The following is a 26,143-nucleotide window of genomic DNA, read 5'->3' as shown; positions in this document are numbered from 1 at the left end:
CAATGTGTCGTCGGATTGCACTGGTTTTAGTCAATATGGCGAAGTAGCTGGTCAGATAGGTTGTCCACGGTCCAATTTGTTACTGAGAATGATTGAAGTAGTGGTTTTTTCCACACCCTCGACACTGCCAATCTGATCCAGCAATTGATCAAGCTGCTCCGGCGACTCTGTGCGCAGCCACGCCACATAATCAAATTCGCCGCTCACCGCGCACAACTGCTGCACCTGAGCCATCGCGCTCAGCCGGCGCAGCACTTCCTTGCCCGAACGCGGTTGCACGGTAATGCCCACATACGCCTGCAACCCGCCATCCGCCACGCGCTGGCCCAGGCGCACGCCATAACCGGTAATCACCTGGGTCTTCTCAAGACGCGCCAGGCGCGAAGTCACCGTGGTACGCGCGATCCCCAACTGCCGGGCAAGCATGGCCACGCTTTCGCGGGCGTTGAGCTGCAGCGCGGCGATCAGTTGGCGGTCGATTTCGTCGAGGACGGGCAAGGATGGAGCTCCAGTGGGGGGCAGTGGGTGTGCATGTTACAGGCTTGGTCGGGCTTACAGAACTGCGGCGCCAGACATGCAAAAGCCGCGCAATGCGCGGCTTTTGAAATTGGTGGGCCCAGTAGGACTCGAACCTACGACCAAGGGATTATGAGTCCCCTGCTCTAACCAACTGAGCTATAGGCCCTCAGTAGGTCGCGGATTATAACGATGGTTTGTTCACTGTGCCATCCGAAAAATCCTCCTGCCTCGTGCGAAGGAAGGTTGCGGCAAATTGCTCCGGTGGCAAGGGCAGGCTGACGATGTAGCCTTGCATCTGTTCACAGCCTTCTGCGGCGAGGAAGGCTTGCTGTGCGGGGTTCTCCACGCCTTCGGCGATGATGGTGAATTGCATGCTGTGGCCGAGGGCGATGATGGCGCGGACGATGGCGGCGTCGTGAGGGTCGTCGGGCAGGCCGCGGACGAAGGATTGGTCAATCTTGAGGAAGTCCAGCGGCAGGCGCTTGAGGTAGCTGAGGGAGGAATAGCCGGTACCGAAATCATCGATTGCCAGTTGCACGCCCAGGCCTTTGAGTTGGTGCAGCACGTCCAGCGCTTCTTCGGCCTGGCTCATGATGAAGTTTTCGGTGATCTCCAGTTGCAGGCAGCCGGGCTCCAGGCGGTAGTCGCGCAGCAGTTGTTCGATGCGTGACAGCAGGTTGGGGTGACGCAGTTGCGCGCCGGCGAGGTTGACGGACAGTGGCCCGAAATCATCGAAAGCGCCTTGCCAGGCGTGCATCTGTCGGCAGGCCTGTTCCAGTACCCAGTCGCCAATTTGCAGGATCGTGCCGTTCTCTTCGGCCAAGGCGATGAAGTGTTCCGGCGGTACGTCGCCAAAGGTCGGGTGGTGCCAGCGTATCAAGGCTTCGGCGCCGATCAGTTGCTGGGTGAGCAGGCTGCGTTTGGGTTGGTAATACAGGCTCATCTCTTCACGTTCGATGGCGCGGCGCAGTTCATGCTCCAGTGCCACGCGTTCATTGGCCTGGGCCGTCAGGTCGCGGGTGTAGCTTTCAACGCGGTTGCGGCCCTTGGCTTTGGAACGGTACATCGCGGCGTCGGCATTTTTGACTAGGGTGGCGACATCGGTGCCGTCCTGCGGGTACAAACTTGTGCCGATACTCGCGCTGATAAAGAACTCGTGCTCGCCGGCCTGGAAGGGCGGTGTGAAGCAATCGAGCAATTTGTTCGCCAGGTATTGGGCATCGCTGGCCTGGTGCAGGCCGGGCAGCAGGATGATGAATTCATCGCCGCCCAGGCGGGCGACGGTGTCGATATCGCGCAGCTGGTCCTTGAGGCGTACGGCGATGTCTTTGAGCAGCAGGTCGCCGACCGGATGGCCCAGGCTGTCGTTGATGTGTTTGAAGCGGTCCAGGTCGAGAAACAACACCGCGCCTTGACTGCCGCTTTCCTGCTGGCCGTTGAGGGCGGCCTGCAGTCGGCTTTCAAACAGCGTGCGGTTGGGCAGGCCGGTCAATGGGTCGTGATGGGCCTGATAGTCGAGGCGCGCCTGGGCGAGCTTGAGGCTGGAGATGTCGGCAAATACGGCGACAAAATGCGTGACCACCTGCTCGCGATTGCGCACGGCGCTGATGGTCAGCCAGCTCGGGTACAGCTCACCGTTCTTGCGCCGGTTGGAAATTTCGCCCTGCCAATGACCCTGGGTCGTCAGTTGGTGCCACATTGCGGCATAGAAAGCGCTGTCGTGCATGCCGGAGGCGAGCAGGCGCGGGGTATGGCCCAGCGCTTCGGCCTCGCTGTAGCCAGTGATTTCGCTGAAGGCGCGGTTTACTGCACTGATGTTCTGCCGGGTGTCGGTGATCAATACGCCTTCGGCGGTGCTTTCGAACACCGTGGCGGCTTGTTGCAGTTTTTCCTGCATCAGCTGGCGTTCGGTGATGTCGCGGGCGATGGTCAGCATGCAGTTTTCGTCACCGATGGGCAGCGGGCGGCTGGACAGTTCGCAGAGGCGAATCTGGCCGTCAACGCGGCGGATATGGCAGATGAAGTCGCGGACAAAGCCGTCGCGCTGCATCAACTCGAGCATGTGCTTGCGCTCATTGAGGTCGACCCAGATGCCAAGGTCCAGGGCCGACTGGTCGAGCGACGTGGCGCTGGTGTAGCCGGTCAGGTGGCTGAAGCCTTCGTTCACTTCGATCAGCAGCCCATCGCTTTGCCGGCTCAGCAACAAGCCATCGGGGGAGGCATGAAACGCCTTGGCAAACTTCTCTTCGGAAGTTTGCAGCTGCTGTTGGGTTTCCTTGAGCTGGGTGATATCTCGCACCACGACCACCAGGGCCTCGGTGGTATCGAGTTGGAACGGCTCGGTCGAAATAAGCCCAGTAAAAGCCTGGCCATTGCTGCGCCAGAAAATCATCTCCAGGTTGCGGATGCTGGTGGTCTGCACGCGTTGCAGCAGATCCGGACCGACGCCTTCAACACCCCAGATATTCAGCTCGGTGGCGGTTTTGCCCACCACCTCCTGGGCGCTCAGGCCGATCTGGTCTTCAAAGGCCTTGTTGACTTCAAGCAGGCATCCGTCGGACAAGCGGGCGATCACCAGGATGTCCGGGCATTGCTGGAACACTGAGGCAAACTTCTGCTCGGACAGCTGCAGTGCCTCTTCCGTACGCTTGGCTTCGCTGATGTCGATCATCAAGCCGCGCAGCACCGGTTCATGGCCGTATTGGATCAAGCTGACAATGTCGCGTACCCACAGGCAGCGGCCATCGGCGGTGATAACGCGATAGTCGATGCTGTGATCACGGTTAGCGCGGGTTTCACGGTAGCAATACGTTTCGGCGCGGGTCAGGTCGGCAGGGTGAATGATGTTGCGCCAGAAACCGGGGATCAGCCAATGGGCGCGGGGGTAGCCGAGCAATTCTTCAGCATGGGGCGACACGTAGCTGTAGGTGAAATCGCTGATGTTGGCTTCCCAGGCGATAGCGGACAGGCTCTCCACCAGGCCGCGATAGTGGTACTCACTGCTGCGCAGTTCTTGCTCAAGGGCGACCCGGCGGGAAATTTCCGAGCTGAGCCGACGATTGGTTCGAATCACAACGGCCAGCACGGTGCTCAGCAGCAATACCGCAGGCAGACCGTACATCAGCAAATCCGCCCATAACGTGCGGTGATCGCTGAAGCTGCCGACCCAGCGCTGCTGGATCGCATCGGTTTCGGCTGGGCTGAGATCGGCGAGGACCTTGTCCAGAATGCCCACCAGTATTTTCTCATCCTGCGGAACGCCCATTGCCAGCTGATAGCGGTAGGGCGTTTCGCCGCTCACGTACAAACCATCGAGTTTCAGTTGGCGCAGGCTCCACACGCTGGAAGCCAGGTCGCTGACGACCGCATCGACTTCATCGGTGGCCAGGGCCTGCAGCATAGAGCTGGCGTTCGGCATCGCGACGAGATTGAGGTCCGGGTGGTGGGTGCGTAGTAATTCATGAGGCGCATAGTTTTCCACCACGGCGATTTTCAGTCCGTACAAATCGTTGAGATTGCGCGGCTTGGCGCCGCCTTCATGGGCCAGTATCACGATGGGAAAGTCGAGATAGGGGCGCGTGAAGGCCAGGAAACTCTGGCGTTCCGGGGTAGACATGACGCCAGGTAGCAGGTCGAGCTGACTGTTGCGTGCCTGCTCAAGCACAGCGGTCCAGTTTGCTGGCTCGATCAGCTTGACCCGGATGCCCAGGCGATCCTGGATCAGGCGCACATAATCGGCGGACAAACCCTGGTAGCGGCTCTCTTCATCGCGGTATTCAAAGGGCGGCCAGGACGCATCCACCCCAAGGCGCAGCTCCTGATGGTCCGTCAGCCAGCTACGCTCATCATCCGTGAGAGTCAACGCGCCAGCCGTTGCGGTCCAGGTCAGCAGCGACAGCAGTATCACGGTCGGCAATCTGGGCATAACGGTCTCGTTATGGCACGGGGAATTTCTCGAGTGTAGACGGGCATTGCGGGGGAGGGGGGTTGCGGGGCAGTTATCTGTGGAAGTAATTGTTAGAAAGCAAAACCCCCGGCCTGGGCCGGGGGTTCTGGTATCACTCGTCGAGGAAGGAGCGCAGATGCTCGCTTCGCGTCGGGTGGCGCAACTTGCGCAGCGCCTTGGCTTCGATCTGACGGATCCGCTCACGGGTCACGTCAAACTGCTTACCGACTTCCTCAAGGGTGTGGTCGGTATTCATGTCGATGCCGAAACGCATGCGCAGTACCTTGGCTTCACGGGCAGTGAGGCCGGAGAGTACGTCGCGAGTCGCTTCCTTAAGGCTCTCAACGGTGGCGACATCGATTGGCGACTGCATGGTCGAGTCTTCGATGAAGTCACCCAGATGGGAGTCTTCGTCATCACCGATCGGGGTTTCCATGGAGATCGGCTCTTTAGCGATCTTCAATACCTTGCGGATTTTATCCTCAGGCATTTCCATGCGTTCGCCCAGCTCTTCCGGGGTCGGTTCGCGACCCATTTCCTGCAACATCTGCCGGGAAATACGGTTGAGCTTGTTGATGGTCTCGATCATGTGCACCGGAATACGGATGGTGCGGGCCTGGTCGGCGATCGAGCGAGTGATCGCCTGACGGATCCACCAGGTGGCATAAGTCGAGAACTTGTAGCCGCGACGGTATTCGAACTTGTCCACCGCTTTCATCAAGCCGATGTTGCCTTCCTGGATCAGGTCGAGGAATTGCAGGCCACGGTTGGTGTACTTCTTGGCGATGGAGATCACCAGACGCAAGTTGGCTTCAACCATCTCTTTCTTCGCGCGGCGGGCCTTGGCCTCACCGATCGACATGCGACGGTTGATGTCCTTGATCTCGGCAATCGTCAGGCCGGTTTCAGCCTCCAGTGCGCTCAGTTTCTGCTGGCAACGGAGGATGTCCGGCTGCAGGCGACCAATGGCTTCGGCGTATTTCGCCTTGCCTTTGGCCAGGGCGTCGCTCCAGCTTTCGTCAACTTCGTGGCCCGGGAACTGGCGCAGGAAGTCGGTACGCGGCATGCGCGCATCACGGACACAGAGCTGCATGATCGCACGCTCTTGTGCACGCAGACGCTCAAGGGCGCTACGAACGCGTTCAACCAAGCCTTCGAATTGCTTCGGTACCAGCTTGATCGGCATGAACAGCTCAGCCAGGGCCAGCAGCTCGGCAATTGCCTGCTTGTTGGCACGACCATGCTTCTTCAGGGCCTTGCGGGTGATTTCCATTTGATCGGAAACCGCACCGAAACGCTGGGCAGCGATGACTGGGTCTGGACCGCTTTCGACTTCTTCTTCGTCGTCGGTGCTGGCTTCAGCCTCGTCTTCGTCGGCGTCGTCGTCCGCTTTCGGCGCCTTCGGATCGACAGGCGGCGGTATTTCGGCGGCAGGCGGCGCAATGCCGTCGTCCGGGTCGATATAACCGCTGAGGACGTCAGACAGGCGGCCGCCTTCGGTGGTGACGCGAGTGTACTCGGAGAGAATGTGGTCAACCGTGCCAGGGAAGTGCGCGATTGCGCCCATCACTTCACGGATGCCCTCTTCGATACGCTTGGCGATTTCGATTTCGCCTTCGCGTGTCAGCAGCTCGACGGTACCCATTTCACGCATATACATGCGCACAGGGTCAGTCGTGCGACCGATGTCGGTCTCCACCGCGGCCAACGCGGCAGCGGCTTCTTCAGCGGCTGCCTCGTCGGTATCGGCGTCGGCCAACATAAGGGCGTCCGCATCCGGAGCACTCTCGTGTACGGGGATCCCCATGTCATTAATCATGCGGATGATGTCTTCCACCTGCTCTGGATCTGAAATATCCTCAGGCAGGTGGTCGTTGACCTCTGCGTAAGTCAGATACTTCTGCTCACGACCAAGGGTGATCAACTCTTTGATACGAGACTGCTGTTGCGCTTTTCCGGACATAACACCCTATCCACTGAAGGTCTTGGCGGGCAAAAAACAAGCCGAGGATTATACCCGAGCTATGACCTCACACGCCAGCTGAGGTCGGGTTTGATGTGCAAACGTTCTGTTTTAAGAGGTCGCGCATCTGTTTTGCTATCTGAATTTGCTCTTCAGCCGACAATCCCGGCTGTCTTGCTCTCTTGATGAGCTCATCGAGGGTCTGTGTATGTTGACCCGCGGATAACCTGTTAATGGTGTCTAAAAACTGTTGTTCAAGGTTATCGCCGTCAATTAGCCACTCCTTTTCCGCGAGTGCCTTCAATAGGCGGCCCTGTTCCGTGCCATGCCAGCGAGCCATCAGCTGAATTGAGTTTAGCTTAGGATTTTTCTGCACGGCCTCGATCAGGGCGATAAGCACCTGAGCGTAGGTGTTGCTTTCGTTGGCGAAATGATCGGCGCTTTCAACCTTGCCCGCCAATTGCGGGTGGTGGATAAGCGTGCGCAACGCAATCAGCGTTGGCGCTTCTACGGCAACCGGCGTGCGCGGGGCATAAGCCTCATCGCGATCGCCGCGCTTGCCATTCTTGCTCCAGGGCTTTTTGTCCCACTTCTTGCCGCCGGCCCCGGGCTTCTTCGGCGTCCACTCCTGCTGGGGCGTAAACGCCTCCTGCGGTTGGTGGAAGTCGGCATAGTCCGGCATGGCGTCGTAATCCATGCCTGGGTCGTAGGCGGGCGGCGCATGCTGAGGAGCGCTGTGCACCAGCTGGCTCACGGCTTCGCCGCTCAATCCGGTGATTTCCAGCAGGCGCTTGCGCATCAAGGTGCGCAAGTTGGCGCCTGGAACCTTGTCGATCAACGGCGCTGCGAGGGTAGCCATATGGGCCTTGCCTTCAAGCGAGCGCGGGTCGGCTTCTTCGGTCAATTGCTGGAAAAAATAATCCGCAAGCGGTTGCGCATGTTGATTGATACGCGCCCGGAACGCGTCGGTGCCTTCGGAGCGCACCAGGGTGTCCGGGTCTTCGCCTTCGGGCAGGAACAAAAAGCGTGCACGGCGCCCGTCCTGCAGGCTCGACAGCGTGGCCTCGAGTGCGCGCCAGGCGGCGTTGCGGCCGGCCTGGTCACCGTCGAAACAGAACAGCACGCTGGGCACGACGCGGAACAGGCGCTTCATGTGTTCTTCGCTGGTGGCGGTGCCGAGGGTCGCCACCGCATTGCGCAGGCCCTGCTGGGCCAGGGCGATGACGTCCATATAGCCTTCAACCACGATGATCTCGTCGAGGTTGCGGTTGTTCTTGCGCGCTTCGAACAGGCCGTAGAGTTCCTGGCCTTTATGGAACACCGGGGTTTCCGGGGAGTTCAGGTACTTGGGCTTGTCGTCCCCCAGCACTCGGCCACCGAACGCGATGATGCGGCCGCGACTGTCGCGGATCGGAAACATCACGCGGTCACGGAAGCGGTCATAGCGTTTGCCGGTCTCGGCGTTTTCAATCAGTAGGCCGGCGTCAATCATAGCTTTTTGCTGGAGCGTATCGCTGCTCAGGTGCTTGTACAGGTTGTCCCAGCCGGGCGGGGCAAAACCGAGCCCGAAGTCCCGGGCGATTTCCCCCGTGAGGCCCCGGCCCTTGAGGTAATCGACAGCGGCTTTGCGCTGCGGATGGCTTTTAAGTGCTTGCCGGTAGAAATCGGCGGCGGCGGTCAGCAGCGGATACAGCGGCGAGTCGGTGGGTTGTCGCGGTTTGTGCGCACGGCCACTTTCTTCGCGGGGGATTTCCATGCCGGCGGCTTTCGCCAGGTCCTCGACGGCCTGGGGGAAATCCAGGTTGTCGTGGTCCATCAGGAAGCCGAGGGCGTTGCCGCCGGCGCCGCAACCGAAGCAGTAATAGAACTGCTTGTCCGGGCTGACACTGAACGACGGGGTTTTTTCTTTATGGAACGGGCAGCAGGCGGTGTAGTTCTTGCCGGCTTTTTTCAGTTGCACGCGTGAGCTGACAACATCGACGATGTCGGTGCGGTTCAGAAGGTCGTCAATAAAGCTCTGGGGAATCAGCCCGGCCATGGCGTTCTCGTCATCACTGCGTGTAAATGAGGACCCGTGAAATGTTCAAGCGCACGTTGGGCGCTCGAGCATTATCGTCTGCATGGGGTGTCAGGGAGTGTATCTGCCGAACATTCGCTGACGTTAGTCTCTATCAGTGTCCGACGAATAAAAGTTGCCCGTGAGTCCGGTCTTGACCTGTGAGCGGTCTCGGAAGCTCATCAATGGGCACAGTCGACACAGTTGATCGCCTGCTTGAAGAATAGGTGTGCTCGTCAGTAGCCTTGTTAGGCTCGTCAGAAGAGACGTGCACCGCTGGCAAAAGAGCCAGTCCTGACGTGTGAAGCGGTGTCTCGGTCGCGTGTGCGGCGTCGACGATGAAGCATCAAGCGATATCCGCAAATGCCAACAGCCCGGCTGAGGGCCGGGCTTGGCAGAAGCTTGCTACGAACGTCTGTGTATTAGTACAGACGAACGGCGCGGCGCTGTTCGCGCTGAACTTTCTTGGCGTGACGCTTAACAGCGGCTGCTGCTTTACGCTTACGCTCAGAAGTTGGCTTCTCATAAAATTCGCGGCTACGAACTTCAGCCAGAACACCGGCTTTTTCGCAGGAGCGCTTGAAACGACGCAGAGCTACGTCGAAGGGTTCGTTCTCTTTTACTTTGACGGCTGGCATCCAGAGCTACCTTCTTTCATTACCGGGATCAACGTTCTCGTCGCAAACAATTCGCGGCTGAGGTCGTCGGTTTTTAAGGGTTGCGGATGTTAACCCCTCATTGGCAGGAATGCAAAGCCTCTGATCGAAAACCGCTAGTCGGGAGGGGGAGTGGCGACTATTATGCGCGCCTTCGAATTCAGCCTCTACAAGGCGCAAACCCATGCTAGTACTGGGACTTGAAACCTCCTGCGACGAAACCGGTGTCGCACTTTACGACAGTGAACGCGGGCTTTTGGCCGATGCGCTGTTCAGTCAGATCGACCTGCACCGCGCCTATGGCGGCGTGGTGCCGGAGCTTGCCAGCCGTGATCACGTCAAACGCATGCTGCCGTTGATTCGCCAGGTGTTGGATGAGGCCGGCTGCGTGCCGACCGAGATCGACGCGATTGCCTATACCGCAGGCCCGGGATTGGTCGGGGCCCTTCTGGTTGGGGCTTCCTGTGCCCAGGCGTTGGCGTTTGCCTGGGGGATCCCGGCCCTCGGTGTGCACCACATGGAAGGGCATTTGCTGGCACCGATGCTGGAAAAAACACCGCCAGCGTTCCCGTTCGTCGCTTTGTTGGTTTCGGGGGGGCATACGCAGCTGGTTCAGGTCGACGGCATCGGCCAATACACGTTGTTGGGCGAGTCGCTGGACGATGCCGCAGGCGAAGCATTCGACAAGACCGCGAAGATGATGGGGCTCAATTACCCCGGTGGTCCGGAAATCGCCCGTCTTGCCGAAAAAGGCGTGGCCGGTCGTTACACGTTCCCACGGCCGATGTGCGATCGCCCGGGGCTGATGTTCAGCTTCAGCGGCTTGAAAACCTCGGCGTTGAATACCTGGCAGCAGAGCGTCAGCGCCGGAGACGACGGCGAGCAAGCCCGTTGCGACATCGCGCTGGCGTTCCAGCAGGCCGTGGTGGAGACTTTGACCATCAAGTGCAAGCGCGCCCTGAAGCAGGCAGGCATGAAGCGCCTGGTGATTGCTGGCGGCGTCAGTGCCAACAAGGCTTTGCGCAGCGCGTTGGAGAAAATGCTCGGTGAGATGAACGGCGACGTGTTCTATGCGCGCCCTGAGTTCTGCACCGACAATGGCGCGATGATCGCCTACGCCGGCTGCCAACGCCTGCAGGCCGGGCAGCATGAGAGCCTGGCGATCAGCGTGCAGGCACGTTGGCCGATGGAGCAGTTGTCGCCGTTGTAAGGGTTAGCCTGGACGCCCGTTAGAAATGCCGTTCGCGCCCGGCAAACAGGTCGCGTAGATTGCCGCGGTGACGCCAGACGATCAGCAGTGTCAGCACGCTCATCGGCAGCAGCGCCGCCGGTGCTTGCCAGGCCAGCAAGGGCAGGGTGAGCGGTGTGGCGATCAGCGCAGCCAGCGAGCTGGTGCGGGTCAGGTAGAACGTCAGCAGCCAGGCGAGCACCGCCAGCAAGGCCGCCGGCGGGTAGATCCCCAGCAGCATGCCGGCCGCCGTGGCGACGCCTTTGCCGCCGCGAAAACGAAAGTACAGGGGGAACAGATGGCCCAGGACGGCGCATACGCCCACCCAGGCCTGCTGTTGCAGGGTAAGGCCGACGAGGCTGGTGAGCAGTACGGGCAGCAGGCCCTTGCAGATGTCGCCCAGCAGCGTCAGCACGGCGAGTTTCTTGCCGGCCAGGCGCAACATATTGGTGGCACCGGCATTGCCTGAGCCACTCATTCGCGGATCGGGATTTCCCGTCAGGCGGCTGAGCAAAATGGCAAAGGACAGCGAGCCGAGCAGGTAGGCGAGAATCGCCAGTGACCAAAACATGCTAACTATTCCGGGCGAGGACGCCCTGATTCTAACGGGGCATCGCGCCCTTGTCGTGCTGCGGAGAAGAGTGCTTGGACAGAGTGTTTATCGAAGGCCTGGAAGTCGACACCGTGATCGGAGCCTATGACTGGGAGCGCGGAATCCGTCAATGCCTGCGCCTGGACCTGAGCTTTGCCTGGGATAACCGTCCGGCCGCCGCCGGTGACGACCTGACCCTGGCACTGGACTATGCCAGCGTGTCCGCGCGTATCCAGGCCTTTGCCGAGCAGTCCCAGTACCAACTGGTGGAAACCTTCGCCGAACGCCTGGCCGAAGTGTTGATGAGTGAATTCCAGATTCCCTGGCTGCACCTCAAATTGACCAAGCCAGGTGCCGTCCCAGCGGCCAAAGGCGTGGGCGTGGAGATCGAGCGCGGATGTCGCTGACTCAGGTTTACCTTGGCCTAGGCAGTAATATCGAGCGCGAGCTCAATTTACGTGCGGGACTCGATGCGCTGGCGAGCTTTTTGACGGACATGCGCTGTTCGGCGGTGTTCGAAAGCCAGCCGGTGGGTATCAAGAGCGGGCCGTTCTTCAATCTGGTGGTGTCGGCCTGGACCGACCTGTCATTGATGGAGCTGGACCGTCGGTTGAAATCCATCGAGGCCGACAACGGCCGCTATGCGCCAGATCGTAAAGGGCTGCCCCTGGATATCGACGTGCTGCTGTATGGCGATCTGGTGGGTAATTTCGACGGTTTGATCCTGCCACGGGCTGAGATCCTGAAAAACGCTTTTGTGCTCTGGCCGCTGTCGATGATGGCGCCGGATCGTGTGCATCCTGAAGCGGGCAAGACCATGGCGGCGCTGTGGCGTGATGCGCAGATCGATCAGGTGCTCGCGCCTGTGGCGTTTGAGTGGCAGGGCCGGCCACTCACGGCAGATGTGCTTCTGTAGGAGCCGAGCTTGCTCGCGAAAAACCAGAGGGCGCTGCGTTATCGTTGATGTCCTTCGCGAGCAAGCTCGCTCCTACAGAGGCTTGTGTTGTTCTTTGTAGGCTTTTAGTGCGTTGAGCCGTTCACGCTTGAGCGCCTCACCCAGCTCCGGACCTTTGAAGCCTTTTTCCAGCAGTGGCGCCACTGCCACCTCGCGCGCAACCTTCGCCGCCCCCCGCAAATAATCCGCCTGTGGATAACTGCGCTGTTCAAGACCCTTGCGGCCCCGCGCATCCATCTCGCAGGCGACCACGAATTCCTCGAAGCGTTGCGGTCGACGGTAGACGTCAAAACTTTGCAGCAACTCCAATAGCGTCGACGCCTTCAGCTCCAGAGCGCGATGCCCGTGGGTGTGATATTGGCCCACCAGCAGCGCCAGTTCCTGGCAATCCTTTGGCACTTTGAAACGTTCATTAACCGTCTTGATCAGCTTCAAGCCCCGGTGTTCGTGGGCAATGTGCTGCGGCAACTTATCCACAGGTGTCAGCCCTTTGCCCAGGTCGTGCAGCAGGCAGGCCCAGCGTACGGTCAACGGTTGTTTGTGCACTGCAGCCTGTTCCAGCACGCTCAGGGTGTGCACGCCGGTGTCGATCTCGGGATGATGGGCTTCGGGCTGCGGTACGCCGAACAGCGCATCCACTTCCGGCATCAGGGTTTTCAGCGCATGGCAGTCGCGCAGCACTTGAATAAACACCTGGGGCTGGTCTTCCATCAATGCCCGGGAAATTTCCTTCCAGCTGCGCTCCGGCGTCAACGCTTCCAGTTCGCCGGATTCGCTGAGCTGACGCATCAGTGCCAGGGTTTCGGGAGCCACGGTGAATCCGAGGTGCGCATAGCGAGCGGCAAACCGCGCAACCCGCAGCACTCGCAGGGGATCTTCGGCGAACGCGGGCGAAACGTGACGTAAAACACGTGCTTCCAGGTCGTGTTGGCCGTGATAGGGGTCGGTCAGATTGCCCTCATCGTCTTCGGCCATGGCATTGATGGTCAGGTCGCGACGAACCAGGTCTTCTTCCAGCGTGACGTCGGGGCTGGCGTGAAACACGAAGCCGCCGTAGCCCCTGCCACTTTTGCGCTCGGTGCGGGCGAGGGCGTATTCATCGCCGTTTTTCGGGTCCAGGAACACGGGGAAGTCAGCGCCGACCGGCTTGAAGCCTTTGGCCTGCATCTCTTCGATGGTGGCGCCAACGACGACGCGATCGATATCGGTGACCTCGATGCCCAGCAGGCGATCACGCACCGCACCGCCGACTTTGTAGATTTTCATGAAAAAGCCTCCATTAGCGGCACAGGATACCGTCTGTGCCGGGCCAATGGAGGCTTTGCCGCTTCAGAGATGCACGACGGCCAGGTCCAGGCGGCCGTAGTCGGTGTCGTTATGATCGCTGCGCGGGGGAACGTGGTGGGTTTTCACCACCTGGTCGCCCTGCAGGGTTTCCAGGTGGATATCGAAGCCCCACAGCCGGTGCAAGTGCTTGAGCACCTCCTCTGTGGATTCGCCCAAGGGTTTGCGGTCGTGCTGCTGGTGACGCAAGGTCAGCGAGCGGTCACCCCGCACATCGATGCTGTAGATCTGTACGTTGGGCTCGCGGTTGCCCAGGTTGTATTGCGCCGCCAGGGTCTCGCGGATAGTCCGGTAGCCGGGTTCGTCATGAATAGCGGGCACTACCAGGTCGTCCTTGAGATCGTCATCCATGATGCTGAACAGCTTGAGGTCGCGAATCACCTGGGGAGACAGGTACTGCAGGATGAAGCTCTCGTCCTTGAAACTGCTCATGGCGAACTTGATGGTGGAGAGCCAGTCGCTACCGGCGATTTCCGGGAACCAGCGGCGGTCCTCCTCGGTGGGGTGTTCGCACATGCGCCGGATGTCCCGATACATCGCAAAGCCCAGCGCATAGGGATTGATGCCGTTGTAGTACGGGCTATCGAAGCCGGGCTGGAACACCACGCTGGTGTGGGAGGTGAGGAATTCCATCATGAACCCGTCGGTGACCAGGCCTTCGTCGTACAGGTCGTTCATCAGCGTGTAGTGCCAGAACGTCGCCCAGCCCTCGTTCATCACCTGGGTCTGGCGCTGTGGATAAAAGTACTGGGCAATCTTGCGCACGATGCGCACGATTTCGCGTTGCCATGGCTCCAGCAGCGGCGCATGTTTTTCCAGAAAATACAGGATGTTTTCCTGAGATTCGGCGGGGAAGCGTGCATTGTCCTTGTCGCTGTTCTTGCCGGCGCGCTTTGGAATGGTGCGCCACAGATCGTTGATCTGTTTCTGCAAGTGTTCCTCACGTTCCTTCTGACGCAGGCGTTCTTCTTCGGCCGAAATCGGATAGGGGCGTTTGTAACGGTCAACGCCGTAGTTCATCAACGCGTGGCAGGAGTCGAGCAGGTCTTCCACCGCGTCGATGCCGTGGCGCTCTTCGCATTGCATGATGTACTGCTTGGCGAACACCAGGTAATCGATGATCGAACTGGCATCGGTCCAGGTGCGGAACAGGTAGTTGCCCTTGAAAAAGCTGTTATGCCCGTAGCATGCGTGGGCCACCACCAACGCCTGCATGCAGATGGTGTTTTCTTCCATCAGGTAAGCGATGCACGGGTCGGAGTTGATCACGATCTCGTAGGCCAGGCCCATCTGGCCGCGGGTGTAGGACTTTTCGGTGCTGAGAAAGTGTTTGCCGTAGGACCAATGGTGATAACCCAGCGGCATACCGACGGAGGCGTAGGCGTCCATCATCTGTTCGGCGGTGATCACTTCGATCTGATTGGGGTAAGTGTCCAGCGCATAACCCGCGGCGATGCGGCTGATTTCCCGGTCATAGGCCTGGATCAGTTCAAAGGTCCATTCGGACCCGGTGGAAATGGGTTGGCGCTTATGCTCTTTTTTGGCGGTCATGTCACTAACCTGCGCTGGAAGAGTTCACGGAAGACCGGATAGATATCGCCGGCCGAGACCAGTTGCTGTTGGGCGAACGTATCGGCAAAGGCTTCGCCGATGCGCTCGTATTCGAACCATAGCGCCTGGTGCTCACGGGGGGTAATTTCGACGTAGGTGTAGTACTGCACGAAAGGCATGATCTGGTTGATCAGGATGTCGCGGCAGATCGGCGAGTCATCGTTCCAGTTGTCCCCGTCGGACGCCTGGGCCGCGTAGATATTCCACTCATTGACCGGGTAGCGCTCGGCCATGATTTCCTGCATCAGCTTCAGCGCGCTGGAGACGATGGTGCCGCCGGTTTCGCGGGAATAGAAGAATTCTTCTTCGTCCACTTCCCGAGCGCTGGTGTGATGGCGAATGAACACCACCTCGATCTTGTCGTAGTTCCGCTTCAGGAACAGGTACAGCAAGATAAAGAAGCGCTTGGCAATGTCCTTGGTGGCCTGGGTCATGGAACCGGACACGTCCATCAGGCAGAACATGACGGCCTTGGAACTCGGGTTGGGCTGCTTGACCAGCAGGTTGTATTTCAAGTCAAAGGTATCGAGAAACGGCACGCGATGAATGCGCGCGCTGAGTTTCTCGATTTCTGCCTCTATTTCCTGGATATCGCCGAAGTTGTCCGGTTCTTCGCGCCTCAGGCGCTCCAGCTCTTCCTTGGCCTGCTTCAGTTTTGCACGGCTGCTGCCCGACAGGGCGATACGCCGGGCGTGGGCTGAGCGCAGGGTGCGGATGATGTTGATACGGGACGGGTTGCCTTCGTTGCTGATACCCGCACGCACGGTTTTGAACGTGTCGGTGCCGGTCAGGTTGCGTTTGACCAAGTTGGGCAACTCCAGGTCCTCGAACATGAATTCAAGAAATTCTTCCTGGGTGATCTGGAACACGAATTCGTCCATGCCCTCGCCGGAGTTACCGGCCTTGCCCGCGCCCTTGCCCCCACCGCCACCCTGCGGGCGCTGAATGTGGTCACCCGTGGTGAACTCCTTGTTGCCCGGATGCACCACGGTTTGCTTACCACCCCGGCCGTGGTGCAGCACGGGTTCGTCGATGTCCCGTCCGGGAATGCTGATTTGTTCGCCATGTTCCATGTCGGTGATGGAGCGGCGGCTGACGGCCTCTTCAACGGCCTTTTTGATGTGGTCACGGTAACGCCGCAGGAAACGCTGGCGGTTTACCGTGCTCTTGTTCTTGCCATTGAGGCGTCGGTCGATCACATAGCTCATGGGGGCCCCTCCGGGGAGCTTCAAGTCGTAAGCCGCAAGCGACAAGTAAAAGCGGATCGGCTTTTACTTGCAGCTTGTAGCTAAAAGCTTGCAGCTACGTCATTGCGATTTGCGCACCCGCAGATACCACTCGGAGAGCAGCCGTACCTGTTTGTCGGTGTAGCCGCGCTCGACCATCCGTGTGACGAAGTCGTTGTGTTTCTGCTGGTCCTCTTTGCTGGCCTTGGCGTTGAAGCTGATAACCGGCAGCAGATCCTCGGTGTTGGAGAACATTTTCTTCTCGATCACCACCCGCAGCTTCTCGTAGCTGAGCCAGGTTGGGTTCTTGCCGTTGTTGTTGGCGCGGGCGCGCAGCACGAAGTTGACGATTTCGTTGCGGAAATCCTTCGGATTGCTGATGCCGGCGGGTTTCTCGATTTTCTCCAGCTCCTCGTTGAGTGCCACGCGGTTGAGGATTTCGCCGGTTTCCGGGTCGCGGTATTCCTGGTCCTGAATCCAGAAGTCGGCGTACAGCACGTAGCGGTCGAAGATGTTCTGGCCGTACTCGCTGTAGGATTCCAGGTAAGCGGTCTGGATTTCCTTACCGATGAATTCGATGTAGCGCGGCGCCAGGTATTCCTTGAGGAAGCGCAGATAGCGCTCGCGGGTTTCGGCCTGGAATTGTTCCTGTTCGATCTGCTGCTCCAGCACGTACAGCAAATGCACCGGGTTGGCGGCGATCTCGTGAGGGTCGAAGTTGAAGACCTTGGAGAGGATCTTGAACGCGAAGCGCGTCGACAGGCCGTTCATGCCTTCATCGACGCCCGCCGTGTCGCGGTATTCCTGGATTGATTTGGCCTTGGGATCGGTGTCCTTGAGGTTTTCCCCATCGTACACGCGCATTTTCGAGTAGATATTCGAGTTCTCCGGCTCCTTGAGGCGCGACAGCACGGTGAACTGGGCGAGCATCTTCAGGGTGTCGGGTGCGCAATGCGCCTTGGCCAGGGAGCTGTTGAACAGCAGTTTGTCGTAGATCTTGATTTCATCGCTGACCCGCAGGCAGTAAGGCACCTTGACGATGTAGATACGGTCGATGAAGGCTTCGTTGTTCTTGTTGTTGCGGAAGGTGTGCCACTCCGATTCGTTGGAGTGAGCCAGCAGGATCCCGGTAAACGGAATCGCGCCCAGGCCCTCGGTACTGTTGTAGTTACCTTCCTGGGTGGCCGTGAGCAGTGGGTGCAGCACCTTGATCGGCGCCTTGAACATCTCCACGAATTCCATCAGGCCCTGGTTGGCCCGGCACAGCGCGCCCGAGTAGCTGTAGGCGTCGGCATCGTTCTGTGGGTATTCTTCCAGTTTGCGGATATCGACCTTACCCACCAGTGCGGAGATGTCCTGGTTGTTCTCGTCGCCCGGTTCAGTCTTGGCGACGCCGATCTGGTTGAGGATCGACGGGTAGAGCTTGACCACGCGGAACTGGCTGATATCGCCGCCGAACTCGGACAGGCGCTTGGTGGCCCAGGGCGACATGATGGTATTGAGGTAGCGCCGAGGGATGCCGAAGTCTTCTTCGAGGATCGCGCCATCTTCGGTGGCGTTGAACAGGCCCAGGGGCGACTCGAACACCGGCGAGCCCTTGATCGCGTAGAAGGGCACCTTTTCGATCAGTTGCTTGAGTTTTTCGGCCAGGGACGACTTGCCACCGCCGACGGGGCCGAGCAGGTAGAGGATCTGTTTCTTCTCCTCCAGGCCCTGGGCAGCATGCCGGAAGTAGGAGACGATCTGGTCGATGCATTCTTCCATGCCGTGGAAGTCTTCAAAGGCCGGATAGCGGCGGATCACCTTGTTGGAGAATATTCGCGACAGCCGCGAGTTGTTGGCGGTTTCCACCAGCTGCGGCTCGCCGATTGCCAGCAGCAGGCGTTCGGCGGCAGACGCATAGGTACTGCGGTCCTGTTTGCACAGTTCGAGGTACTCTTGAAGCGTGAGTTCCTCCTCCTGTGTGGACGCGAAACGTTGTTGGAAGTGGCTAAAGATACTCATGACGTCGTCACCTCGCTCGATACGTGGAGCCGACGCCGGATCAATCAGTCGATGCTGGCAGTCATTGACGTTCGCCAATAGCTGTTTTCCCCCCAGAACACCCTGAAACGCTACCGATGACCCGCACGCCGGTGTACCGGCTCTCCCCTGATTTGGATGGCCTGTGCCTAAGGATAGTTCGGAATCGGGGAGGTCAAGGCGCGATGCGTAATTAGTTTGGCCGCGCCGTTCGTCAGAAACGGCGCAAGCCCAAGCGTCACGCGGGGTAGCGGGGTGTGAAAAAAATTATTGCGAATCGCCTGAAGATATTTCCGCAGGATAGGTCGCTCGCCACAGCTCAAAGCCGCCGTCCAGGCTGTAGACGTCGGAGAAACCCTGGCTGACCAGATAGGCCGCTGCGCTCTGGCTGGAGTTGCCGTGGTAGCACGCAACGATCAGCGGCGCGTCGAGGTCGGCGGCGCGGATGAAGTCGGCGATGTTGACGTTGTCCAGATGCCGGGCGCCGGCAATGTGCGCAGCGGCATACGTAGGCTGGTCACGGATATCGACGACCACAGCGCCTTGTTCGCGCAGGGCTTGGGCTTGTTCGGGGGGAATACGTTTGAATTCTGTCATGGCGGGCTCCTAGGGCTTGGCGGCGGCCGTCTGTGTATTGGATACGGGGGATTCACACTGGCAACTGATGCGCTCGCCGGTGTCGATGTTCATCAGGGTCATGGCACCACCCCAAACGCAGCCGGTGTCGAGGGCGAACACGCCGGGTTCTTCGCATTTGCCTTCAAGGGCGGCCCAGTGACCGAAGATGATCTTCGTGTCACGGGTTTTGCGTTCCTTGTGCGCAAACCAGGGCTTATAGCCAGGCAGCGCGGTATCGGCGCCTTCCTTGCTCTTGAGGTCCAGTCGGCCCTCGGCCGTGCAGAAGCGCATGCGCGTGAAGTAGTTGGTGATCACCCTCAGGCGCGCAACGCCGCTGAGGTCGTTGTCCCACTTCACCGGCTCGTTGCCATACATGCCGTCGAGGTAGGCGGTGTAGAGGTTGTCATCGGCCAGGGCGCTTTCGACTTCGGCTGCGCACTTGAGGGCTTTTTTCAACGTCCATTGCGGTGGGATGCCGGCATGGACCATGGCAATTTTGCGGGCCTCGTCGTAATGCATGAGCTTTTGTCGGCGCACCCACTCCAGCAACTCGGCCCGGTCCGGCGCTTCGAGGATTTCCCGCAGCGTGTCGCCTTTTTTCAGGCGCTCGATGTTGTGGCCGGCGGCGAGCAGGTGCAGGTCATGGTTGCCCAGCACGCAGACCAGCGAATCACGCAGGTTATAGAGGTAGCGCAAGGTTTCCAGGGACTGCGGACCACGGTTGACCAGATCGCCGACCAGCCACAGGCGATCGGTTGCCGGGTCGAACGTGACGCGTTCGAGCAGGCACTTGAGGGGCTCCAGGCAGCCTTGCAGGTCACCGACCGCATACGTTGCCATCAGTGCAGGGCTCCGGGTACGGCGAGGCGGAACGGCTTGATGATCGCGTCGAACAGCTTGCCGTCGGTCGCTTTCATTTGATAGGTGCCTTGCATGGTGCCGACTTTGGAGGTCATCACCGTGCCGCTGCTGTAGGTATGGCTGGCGCCGATGTCGATCAACGGTTGCTGGCCGACAACACCCGCGCCGCGTACTTCTTCGACCTGACCATCACCGTCGGTGATCACCCAATGGCGCGACAGCAGCTTGGCCGGCACCAGCCCGTCGTTTTTCACCGTGATGGTGTAGGCAAAGGCAAAGCGGTTGTGTTCAGGTTGCGATTGGTCCGCCAGGAAGCGGGTAACGACGCTGACGTCGATCTGGTAGCGAGGATCGGACATGCAAGAGGCCTTAAAAGCAGATGCGCAGGACAGCAGATGCGGGCCAGTCTAGGCCAATAGGTGGGCACTAGGCCAGAGATGGTGTCGGGGGCGCGCAGTTCAAAGGTGGGAGGGGGCTTGCCCCCGATAGCGGTGGGTCAGTTAAACAGTCATTGACTGACGCGCCGCCATCGGGGGCAAGCCCCCTCCCACATTTTTTGCCTGATGCCTTATTCCACTGTCGGCGCAGGCTGGATGGCAAGCTGGTCGGCCAGGCGTACGAACGCGGCCAGGTCCAGTTGCTCGGGGCGCAGGCTGCCGTCGACGCCGGCCGCTTCGATTTCGGCGTTGCTCAACAGCGCCTTGAGCGTGTTGCGCAGGGTCTTGCGGCGTTGGTTGAACGCTTCACGCACGACGCGCTCCAGCAGTTTGTGGTCCTTGGCCGGGTGTGGCAGCACGGCATGCGGCACCAGGCGCACGATGGCCGAGTCGACCTTCGGCGGCGGGTTGAATGCGCCCGGGCCGACGTTGAATAGATGTTCGACGCGGCAATGGTACTGGACCATGATCGACAGCCGGCCCCAATCACCCCCACCCGGCCCGGCGGCCAGGCGCTCCACCACTTCTTTTTGCAGCATGAAGTGCATGTCGCGGATGATTCCGGCGTTGTTCAGCAGGTGGAAAATCAGCGGGGTGGAGATGTTGTACGGCAGGTTACCGACCACACGCAGGCTGCTGGGCGCAGCGTTGAGCGTATTGAAATCGAACTTCAGCGCATCGCCCTGATGCAGATTGAAGTTGGGCTTGTCGGCAAACTGCTGGTTGAGAATCGGGATCAGGTCCTTGTCCAGCTCAACCACGTCCAGTTGGCCGCCACTGGCCAGCAGGCCCTGGGTCAATGCGCCCTGGCCTGGGCCGATCTCCAGCAGGCGGTCTTCAGGCTTGGCGTGAATGGAGCGCAGGATGCGGTCGATTACGCCAGCGTCGTGCAGGAAGTTTTGCCCGAAGCGCTTGCGCGCCCGGTGTTGGTAATGCTCAGTCATATACGGGTCTCGGCCATCTGATAGGCGGTTTCCAGGGCCACGTGCAGGCTGCCGGTATCGATCTTGCCGCTGCCTGCCAGGTCCAGGGCAGTGCCATGGTCGACGGAGGTGCGGATGATCGGCAGGCCCAGTGTCACGTTGACTGCGGCGCCGAAGCCTTTGTATTTCAGCACGGGCAGCCCCTGGTCATGGTACATCGCCAGCACTGCGTCGCAGTGCTCCAGATATTTGGGGGTAAACAGAGTGTCGGCAGGCAATGGGCCACGCAGGTCCATGCCTTCTTGGCGCAGACGCTCTAATGTCGGTTCAATGATGTCGATTTCTTCACGGCCCAAATGCCCGCCTTCACCGGCGTGGGGGTTGAGCCCGCAGACCAGGATACGCGGTTGGGCAATGCCGAACTTGTGTTGCAGGTCGGCGTGCAGGATGCGTGTGACGCGTTCTATGCGCTCGGCGGTGATGGCGTCGGCGATTTCGCGCAGCGGCAGGTGCGTGGTGACCAACGCGACGCGAAGGCCACGGGTGGCCAGCATCATCACGACTTGTTCGGTGTGTGTGAGTTCGGCCAGGAATTCGGTATGGCCGGAAAAGGCGATACCGGATTCGTTGATCACGCCTTTATGGACGGGCGCGGTGATCATGCCGGCGAAGTCGCCGTCGATGCAGCCTTGGCCGGCGCGGGTCAGGGTTTCCAGCACGAAGGCCGCATTGGCCTTGTCCAGTTGCCCGGCGATGACCTTGGCTTGCAGGGGCGTGTCCCACACATACAGGCTGCCCGCCGGCGCCGGCAGGTCGGGCCAGTTGCCCGGTGCGACGCTCAGCAGGTTGACAGCCACACCCAGCTGCGCGGCCCGCTCAAGGAGCAGGTCGCGGCTGGTAATGGCAATCAGGGGATATGGCTGGGGTTGCGAGGCGAGCAGCAGGCACAGGTCTGGACCAATGCCGGCCGGCTCGCCGGGTGTTACCGCGAAACGCTGGGGTTTCACTGGGTTGCCTGGTCGGTGCCTGTTTGCTCGGCGCCTGGCAGCTTGTTTTCTACGTAGGCTTCGTCACGGATCTGACGCAACCAGGTTTGCAGCTCTTCGTCGTACTTGCGGTTACGCAGTACGGTCAGGGCTTGCTGTTCGCGGGCCTGGTTGGTGTTGTCGGTGGCGCGACGGCCAAGGACTTCCAGCACATGCCAGCCGTATTGGGTCTTGAATGGCTTGGACAGTACGCCTTGCGGAGTATCGGCCATCACCTGCTGGAACTCGGGCACCAGGGCTTTCGGATCGATCCAGTTCAGGTCGCCGCCGTTGAGGGCAGAACCCGGGTCTTCCGAAAAGCTCTTGGCCAGGGTGGCGAAGTCTTCACCGCTTTCGATGCGGTCATAGATCTTCTGGGCCAGTTCCTTGGTTTGTGCCTCGGTACGGATTTCGCTTGGTTTGACCAGAATGTGACGAACGTGTACTTCGTCTTTCAGCGAGGTCTCGCCGCCGCGCTTGGCCAGCAGCTTGAGGATGATGAAACCGCCTGGGGTACGTGCCGGTTGGGTAATGTCACCCACGTTCATCGCACTCAGCTCGCGGTCGAACGGCGGTGGTAGTTGAGCGGCTTTACGCCAGCCCATGTCACCACCGTCGAGCGCGTTGTCGCTGCCGGACTGGGCAATCGCCATTTGGGCGAAATCAGCGCCGGCCTTGAGGCGATCATAGATAGCCTGGGTTTTGGCTGCGGCCGCATTGAGCTGCTCGGCGTTGGCGCTGTCGGGTGTTGGGATCAGGATATTGGCCAGGTGCAGCTCTTCGGAAAGCTGCATCTTGCCCAGGTCCGAGGCCAGGAAGTTCTTCACTTCCTGCTCCGACACCTGAACCCGCTCCGCGACGCGACGCTGGCGTACACGGCTAATGATCATTTCACGCTTGATCTGGTCACGCGCGTCCTCATAGGACAGGCCATCGTGCGCCAGAGCTGCGCGGAACTGGTCGATGCTCATATTGTTGCGTTGAGCGATGGTACCGACGGCCTGGTTCAGCTCTTCGTCCGAAATACGGATGCCCGAGCGCTCGCCGATCTGCAGTTGCAGGTTTTCCACGATCAGGCGTTCCAGCACCTGGGGTTCCAGGACGCTGGTCGGCGGCACACCACCGCCACGCTTGGCGATGGTTTGCTGAACTTCCTTGACCCGTTGGTCCAGTTGGCTCTGCATGATCACGTCGTTATCGACGATGGCTGCGACCTTATCCAGCTGTTGCACCGCGGCATGCGCCGAGGCTGCACCCAGGAACAGCGCGCCCAGCACGAGCGGGCGCAAACACTCAGAAAGCTTTGTCTTCACGTTCACGATAACCTTCAATGCCTTTGTCGAGGAAGCTCTCTACCTTGGCGCCGGTCAGGCCGCCGAGTCCTTTGAGGACAATCTGGAAGAAGAGCCCGTGGTCACCCTTTTCGTTGAGAGGGGCGATCTGGCTGTATTCGTCGTTGGAAACCCAGTAGCGGTTGATGACGCGCAGTTTCCAGCAGCAGTTGTCGTACTCGAAACCACCAAAGGCTTCAAGGGTACGGTTGCGGGCGTAGTCATACTGCCAGCGGGTGATCAGGTTCCACTGCGGAATGATCGGCCACATCATCGAGAAGTCGTGTTGTTGGATTTTGTAATAATCCTTCACGTAGTTCTCATCGCCCGGTTGGCCGTAATCGCCACCGAACTGCCATTTACCGGTCAGTTGGTTGTAGACGATCTGGTCGTTGCGATAGCGATACCCGAGGTTGACAACTTTGTTCGGATTGTCTTCAGGCTGGTAGTGGAACATCGCACTGCCGGAACGTGGAGCATGGCTTTCAGTGTCCCAGTTGTAGTCGGCCGTAGCGCGCCAGTCGCGGTTGAAGCGGAACTCATATTCCAGAGCGATAGGCGAGACATCGGTCTGAGCGTCGTCGCGATCTGAGGCCAGTACGCCTGGCAATTGGACTTCACGGTCTTTGAAATACAGCGCCTGGCCGACGGCAACACGCTGACGTTCGAAGCCGTTATCTTCGATCCAGCGGCTGGTTACGCCCAGGGACAATTTGTTCTCGTCGCCGATCCGGTCGGAGCCGCTGAAGCGGTTGTCGCGGAACAGCGAGGAGTAGCTGAACGAGTACTCACCTGTGTCGAAGACCGGAATATCGCTCTGGTCCTTGTTCGGTACGTAGAGATAGTACGCACGCGGTTCAAGGGTCTGGTTAAAGTCTTTACCGAACAAATTGGTTTTGCGATCAAAGTACAGGCCGCTGTCTACACTGGCGATAGGTATCGCACGGTCCTGCGAACTCTTGAAGGTTTGACCCGCAGCTGCCATTTGGCTCTTGCCGATACCATCAAGATCAAGATCGTATTTGGTATAGACGTACTTCAACTTCGGCGTCACAAAGCCGTAAGACCAGTTCATCGGATAAGAGACAGCTGGCGCGACGTTGAGGCGGGTACCGTTTGCACGGGTCAGGCCGCTCACGTAATTATCCAGGCGCCGCTCACCTATAGTGCCATCGGCGTTGAACGGCCCCCCATCTTCATTGACTACGTTTCCGTTTCTGAGGTCCCGATCAAATCTTACAGCTTCAGTCTCATAGGAGAAGTCGAGTCCACCCGGATGGTACGGCAACTGCCCATTGAAGGTGATCTGCGGCAATCGGTCATACGGAGTGATCTGGGAAATCGTCGCCAATTGATACGACTGCAGGTTCACGCGAGCTTGATAGCTATCACCACGGTAGGTCACGGAACCTTGCTGATTCAGGAAGTCCTGACTCTCAACGCCTTCCTGATATGACTTCAAATCCTGGAAGTAGAAAGGATCACTGATCTTGGTGTAATCAACCTGGGTCGTCAGCCGCGAATCCAACCCACCCTTATGCTGCCAATTGAGCATATAGCGAGTTTTTTCGTAATCGGTCTGTTTCTTCCGCTCATCGCTATCATCATTCAGATACGCCCCACCAAACTGCCCTTCGCTGGACTTGGTGAGGTAGCGGAATTCGCCTTCCATCAACATGCCACGCTTGGTCATGTATTGCGGGTACAACGTGGCGTCGTAGTTCGGTGCCAGGTTGAAGTAGTACGGCGTCACCAGCGTAAAGCCAGTTTCACTGCCGGTGCTGAAGCTCGGCGGCAGGAAGCCGGACTGACGACGGTCGTCAATCGGGAAGTAGATGTAAGGGGTGTACAGGATCGGGATGTTCTTGACCCGCAACGTCGCGTTGGTGGCCGTACCGAAACCGGTGGCCGGGTTCAACGTGATGTTGTTGCCCTTGAGCTGCCAGGCGTTGCTGTCCGGCTCGCAGGTGGTGTACGTACCGTCCTTGAGACGGATGATCGCGTTCTCGGCACGCTTGGCGTAGAGCGCGTTACCGCGAATACGCGACTTGTGCATCACGTATTCGGCGTTGTCGATCTGGGCGGCGCCGGTATCGAGCTGGACCTGGGCATGGTCGCCCACGATCAGGGCGCCGTTGTCGCGCAGGCGCACGTTGCCGTTCAGCTCGCCACGGTTCTCGGCCTGATACAGGCTGGCTTCCTGGGACTCCAGCTGCATGCTGCCCTGGCGCATGACGACGTCACCGGCCAGTGTCGCGACCTGCTGTTCCTGCTCGTAACGAGAGGCCTTGGCACCGATGAAGGTCGGCGCATCGCTTTTGTCCGTCTTGTCGTTCATGCCAGGACGAGTCGGCTCGATGTAGGCACCGCCGCAGTAAGGGCCGGTTTCGGCCAGCTGCGCTGCGGTCAGCTTCTCGCGAGGCACCCAGTCCAGGTGGCTGTAGTCTTTGCTGCGCGAACGCAGCCCACGGCCCTTGGCTTCGGTGACCAGCATGGTCTTGGGCTCGGCGTCGACGCTGCCGCCAGCCTCGCCTTGCGGCGTGCTGTTGGCCGAGCTGACGGCAGAGCCGTCATGCACCGGGCGCGGTGGCAATGGGGCAGCGGCGGTTTTCGGCGCGCAATCCCAGGCACCCGAAGCAGAGACTGAGCAGTCATACTGTTCCGCGGCGACCACGAATGAGGTGGCGAAGGGTTGCAAGGCCAGCAGACTGCCGGTTACCAGCAACGGAAATTTTCTACGAAACGCGGGGGATTTCAATGCCATCTTATTAGTCCGGGCTTCCTGCGTGCCATCTGCCCGCGGTTTGGGCCGCACGCCTCTCGATGGTCT

General features: G+C 59.6%; 20 protein-coding genes and 1 tRNA gene. 3 read left to right on the top strand and 18 right to left on the bottom strand.

The window, feature by feature from the left end; all coding sequences use genetic code 11:
- Window positions 1-51 precede the first annotated feature (51 nt).
- The 6 genes from C4J90_RS24210 to rpsU all read right to left on the bottom strand — a co-directional run bounded on the left by C4J90_RS24210 (window position 52) and on the right by rpsU (window position 9,122).
- On the bottom strand, window positions 52-498 hold the full coding sequence (locus C4J90_RS24210) for an Lrp/AsnC family transcriptional regulator (protein ID WP_124420975.1): 447 nt from the start codon (window positions 496-498) through the stop codon (window positions 52-54).
- A 110-nt stretch (window positions 499-608) separates the two neighbouring features.
- Window positions 609-685, bottom strand: a tRNA-Ile gene (locus C4J90_RS24205).
- 15 nt (window positions 686-700) lie between these two features.
- Window positions 701-4,444, bottom strand: a complete 3,744-nt coding sequence (locus C4J90_RS24200) for a bifunctional diguanylate cyclase/phosphodiesterase (protein ID WP_124420974.1) — start codon at window positions 4,442-4,444, stop codon at window positions 701-703.
- Between the two features lie 133 nt (window positions 4,445-4,577).
- Window positions 4,578-6,428, bottom strand: coding sequence for an RNA polymerase sigma factor RpoD (gene rpoD, locus C4J90_RS24195; protein ID WP_124364661.1), 1,851 nt, complete (start codon window positions 6,426-6,428; stop codon window positions 4,578-4,580).
- 67 nt (window positions 6,429-6,495) lie between these two features.
- Window positions 6,496-8,466 (bottom strand): DNA primase, encoded by a 1,971-nt coding sequence (gene dnaG / locus C4J90_RS24190; protein WP_124415732.1) that lies wholly within the window; start codon window positions 8,464-8,466, stop codon window positions 6,496-6,498.
- A gap of 440 nt (window positions 8,467-8,906) precedes the next feature.
- Window positions 8,907-9,122: a 30S ribosomal protein S21 gene (gene rpsU, locus C4J90_RS24185; protein WP_002551877.1), complete on the bottom strand. Its 216-nt coding sequence runs from the start codon at window positions 9,120-9,122 to the stop codon at window positions 8,907-8,909.
- Between the two features lie 202 nt (window positions 9,123-9,324).
- On the opposite strand from rpsU, the gene tsaD reads away from it, so the two are divergent.
- Entirely contained in the window at window positions 9,325-10,350 is a 1,026-nt protein-coding gene (tsaD, locus tag C4J90_RS24180) for a tRNA (adenosine(37)-N6)-threonylcarbamoyltransferase complex transferase subunit TsaD (RefSeq protein WP_124364659.1), read from the top strand.
- Between the two features lie 19 nt (window positions 10,351-10,369).
- On the opposite strand, the gene plsY is transcribed toward tsaD, so the two are convergent.
- On the bottom strand, window positions 10,370-10,939 hold the full coding sequence (gene plsY, locus C4J90_RS24175; protein ID WP_124420973.1) for a glycerol-3-phosphate 1-O-acyltransferase PlsY: 570 nt from the start codon (window positions 10,937-10,939) through the stop codon (window positions 10,370-10,372).
- A 74-nt stretch (window positions 10,940-11,013) separates the two neighbouring features.
- On the opposite strand from plsY, the gene folB reads away from it, so the two are divergent.
- Both folB and folK read left to right on the top strand, forming a co-directional pair.
- Window positions 11,014-11,367, top strand: coding sequence for a dihydroneopterin aldolase (gene folB / locus C4J90_RS24170; RefSeq protein ID WP_015886183.1), 354 nt, complete (start codon window positions 11,014-11,016; stop codon window positions 11,365-11,367).
- Entirely contained in the window at window positions 11,358-11,876 is a 519-nt protein-coding gene (folK, locus tag C4J90_RS24165) for a 2-amino-4-hydroxy-6-hydroxymethyldihydropteridine diphosphokinase (RefSeq protein WP_124364657.1), read from the top strand. Before folB ends, folK begins: the two co-directional genes overlap by 10 nt.
- Before the next feature lie 72 nt (window positions 11,877-11,948).
- Here the strand turns inward: folK and C4J90_RS24160 are convergent, their stop codons facing one another.
- The 11 genes from C4J90_RS24160 to C4J90_RS24110 form a co-directional block, all read right to left on the bottom strand.
- The gene (locus tag C4J90_RS24160) at window positions 11,949-13,181 is read right to left on the bottom strand and encodes a multifunctional CCA addition/repair protein (protein ID WP_124420972.1); all 1,233 of its coding nucleotides are present in this window, start codon (window positions 13,179-13,181) and stop codon (window positions 11,949-11,951) included.
- A 63-nt stretch (window positions 13,182-13,244) separates the two neighbouring features.
- Window positions 13,245-14,810, bottom strand: coding sequence for a SpoVR family protein (locus tag C4J90_RS24155; RefSeq protein WP_124420971.1), 1,566 nt, complete (start codon window positions 14,808-14,810; stop codon window positions 13,245-13,247).
- Window positions 14,807-16,078, bottom strand: coding sequence for a YeaH/YhbH family protein (locus tag C4J90_RS24150; RefSeq protein WP_124364654.1), 1,272 nt, complete (start codon window positions 16,076-16,078; stop codon window positions 14,807-14,809). Before C4J90_RS24150 ends, C4J90_RS24155 begins: the two co-directional genes overlap by 4 nt.
- Before the next feature lie 99 nt (window positions 16,079-16,177).
- Complete coding sequence (locus C4J90_RS24145; RefSeq protein WP_124364653.1) at window positions 16,178-18,100, bottom strand: PrkA family serine protein kinase; 1,923 nt, start codon at window positions 18,098-18,100, stop codon at window positions 16,178-16,180.
- Between the two features lie 285 nt (window positions 18,101-18,385).
- Entirely contained in the window at window positions 18,386-18,715 is a 330-nt protein-coding gene (gene glpE / locus C4J90_RS24140; protein ID WP_124372048.1) for a thiosulfate sulfurtransferase GlpE, read from the bottom strand.
- 9 nt (window positions 18,716-18,724) lie between these two features.
- Window positions 18,725-19,576: a symmetrical bis(5'-nucleosyl)-tetraphosphatase gene (locus C4J90_RS24135; protein ID WP_124420970.1), complete on the bottom strand. Its 852-nt coding sequence runs from the start codon at window positions 19,574-19,576 to the stop codon at window positions 18,725-18,727.
- Window positions 19,576-19,956 (bottom strand): Co2+/Mg2+ efflux protein ApaG, encoded by a 381-nt coding sequence (gene apaG, locus C4J90_RS24130; protein WP_124420969.1) that lies wholly within the window; start codon window positions 19,954-19,956, stop codon window positions 19,576-19,578. The genes C4J90_RS24135 and apaG overlap by 1 nt, the downstream gene beginning before the upstream one ends.
- Before the next feature lie 209 nt (window positions 19,957-20,165).
- Window positions 20,166-20,978, bottom strand: coding sequence for a 16S rRNA (adenine(1518)-N(6)/adenine(1519)-N(6))-dimethyltransferase RsmA (rsmA, locus tag C4J90_RS24125; protein ID WP_124364649.1), 813 nt, complete (start codon window positions 20,976-20,978; stop codon window positions 20,166-20,168).
- Window positions 20,975-21,964, bottom strand: a complete 990-nt coding sequence (gene pdxA, locus C4J90_RS24120) for a 4-hydroxythreonine-4-phosphate dehydrogenase PdxA (protein ID WP_124420968.1) — start codon at window positions 21,962-21,964, stop codon at window positions 20,975-20,977. Before pdxA ends, rsmA begins: the two co-directional genes overlap by 4 nt.
- Window positions 21,961-23,295: a peptidylprolyl isomerase gene (locus C4J90_RS24115; protein ID WP_124365212.1), complete on the bottom strand. Its 1,335-nt coding sequence runs from the start codon at window positions 23,293-23,295 to the stop codon at window positions 21,961-21,963. Before C4J90_RS24115 ends, pdxA begins: the two co-directional genes overlap by 4 nt.
- Window positions 23,276-26,077, bottom strand: coding sequence for an LPS-assembly protein LptD (locus C4J90_RS24110; RefSeq protein ID WP_124420967.1), 2,802 nt, complete (start codon window positions 26,075-26,077; stop codon window positions 23,276-23,278). Before C4J90_RS24110 ends, C4J90_RS24115 begins: the two co-directional genes overlap by 20 nt.
- Window positions 26,078-26,143: the final 66 nt, after the last annotated feature.

The organism is Pseudomonas sp. R2-60-08W, assembly GCF_003852335.1.
In the GTDB taxonomy this organism is placed as follows: Bacteria; Pseudomonadota; Gammaproteobacteria; order Pseudomonadales; family Pseudomonadaceae; genus Aquipseudomonas.
Note: the sequence above shows the minus strand (reverse complement) of the source record. Positions and strands in the feature narration are given on the sequence as shown.

Coding starts and splice junctions, on each gene's coding strand:
- plsY (WP_124420973.1), bottom strand. CDS start 10,939: ATGTTTTGGTCACTGGCGATTCTCGCCTACCTGCTCGGCTCGCTGTCC.
- C4J90_RS24155 (WP_124420971.1), bottom strand. CDS start 14,810: ATGACCGCCAAAAAAGAGCATAAGCGCCAACCCATTTCCACCGGGTCC.
- rpoD (WP_124364661.1), bottom strand. CDS start 6,428: ATGTCCGGAAAAGCGCAACAGCAGTCTCGTATCAAAGAGTTGATCACC.
- rsmA (WP_124364649.1), bottom strand. CDS start 20,978: ATGACTGAGCATTACCAACACCGGGCGCGCAAGCGCTTCGGGCAAAAC.
- glpE (WP_124372048.1), bottom strand. CDS start 18,715: ATGACAGAATTCAAACGTATTCCCCCCGAACAAGCCCAAGCCCTGCGC.
- C4J90_RS24200 (WP_124420974.1), bottom strand. CDS start 4,444: ATGCCCAGATTGCCGACCGTGATACTGCTGTCGCTGCTGACCTGGACC.
- dnaG (WP_124415732.1), bottom strand. CDS start 8,466: ATGGCCGGGCTGATTCCCCAGAGCTTTATTGACGACCTTCTGAACCGC.
- tsaD (WP_124364659.1), top strand. CDS start 9,325: ATGCTAGTACTGGGACTTGAAACCTCCTGCGACGAAACCGGTGTCGCA.
- C4J90_RS24110 (WP_124420967.1), bottom strand. CDS start 26,077: ATGGCATTGAAATCCCCCGCGTTTCGTAGAAAATTTCCGTTGCTGGTA.
- C4J90_RS24135 (WP_124420970.1), bottom strand. CDS start 19,576: ATGGCAACGTATGCGGTCGGTGACCTGCAAGGCTGCCTGGAGCCCCTC.
- rpsU (WP_002551877.1), bottom strand. CDS start 9,122: ATGCCAGCCGTCAAAGTAAAAGAGAACGAACCCTTCGACGTAGCTCTG.
- C4J90_RS24150 (WP_124364654.1), bottom strand. CDS start 16,078: ATGAGCTATGTGATCGACCGACGCCTCAATGGCAAGAACAAGAGCACG.
- folK (WP_124364657.1), top strand. CDS start 11,358: ATGTCGCTGACTCAGGTTTACCTTGGCCTAGGCAGTAATATCGAGCGC.
- C4J90_RS24160 (WP_124420972.1), bottom strand. CDS start 13,181: ATGAAAATCTACAAAGTCGGCGGTGCGGTGCGTGATCGCCTGCTGGGC.
- apaG (WP_124420969.1), bottom strand. CDS start 19,956: ATGTCCGATCCTCGCTACCAGATCGACGTCAGCGTCGTTACCCGCTTC.
- C4J90_RS24145 (WP_124364653.1), bottom strand. CDS start 18,100: ATGAGTATCTTTAGCCACTTCCAACAACGTTTCGCGTCCACACAGGAG.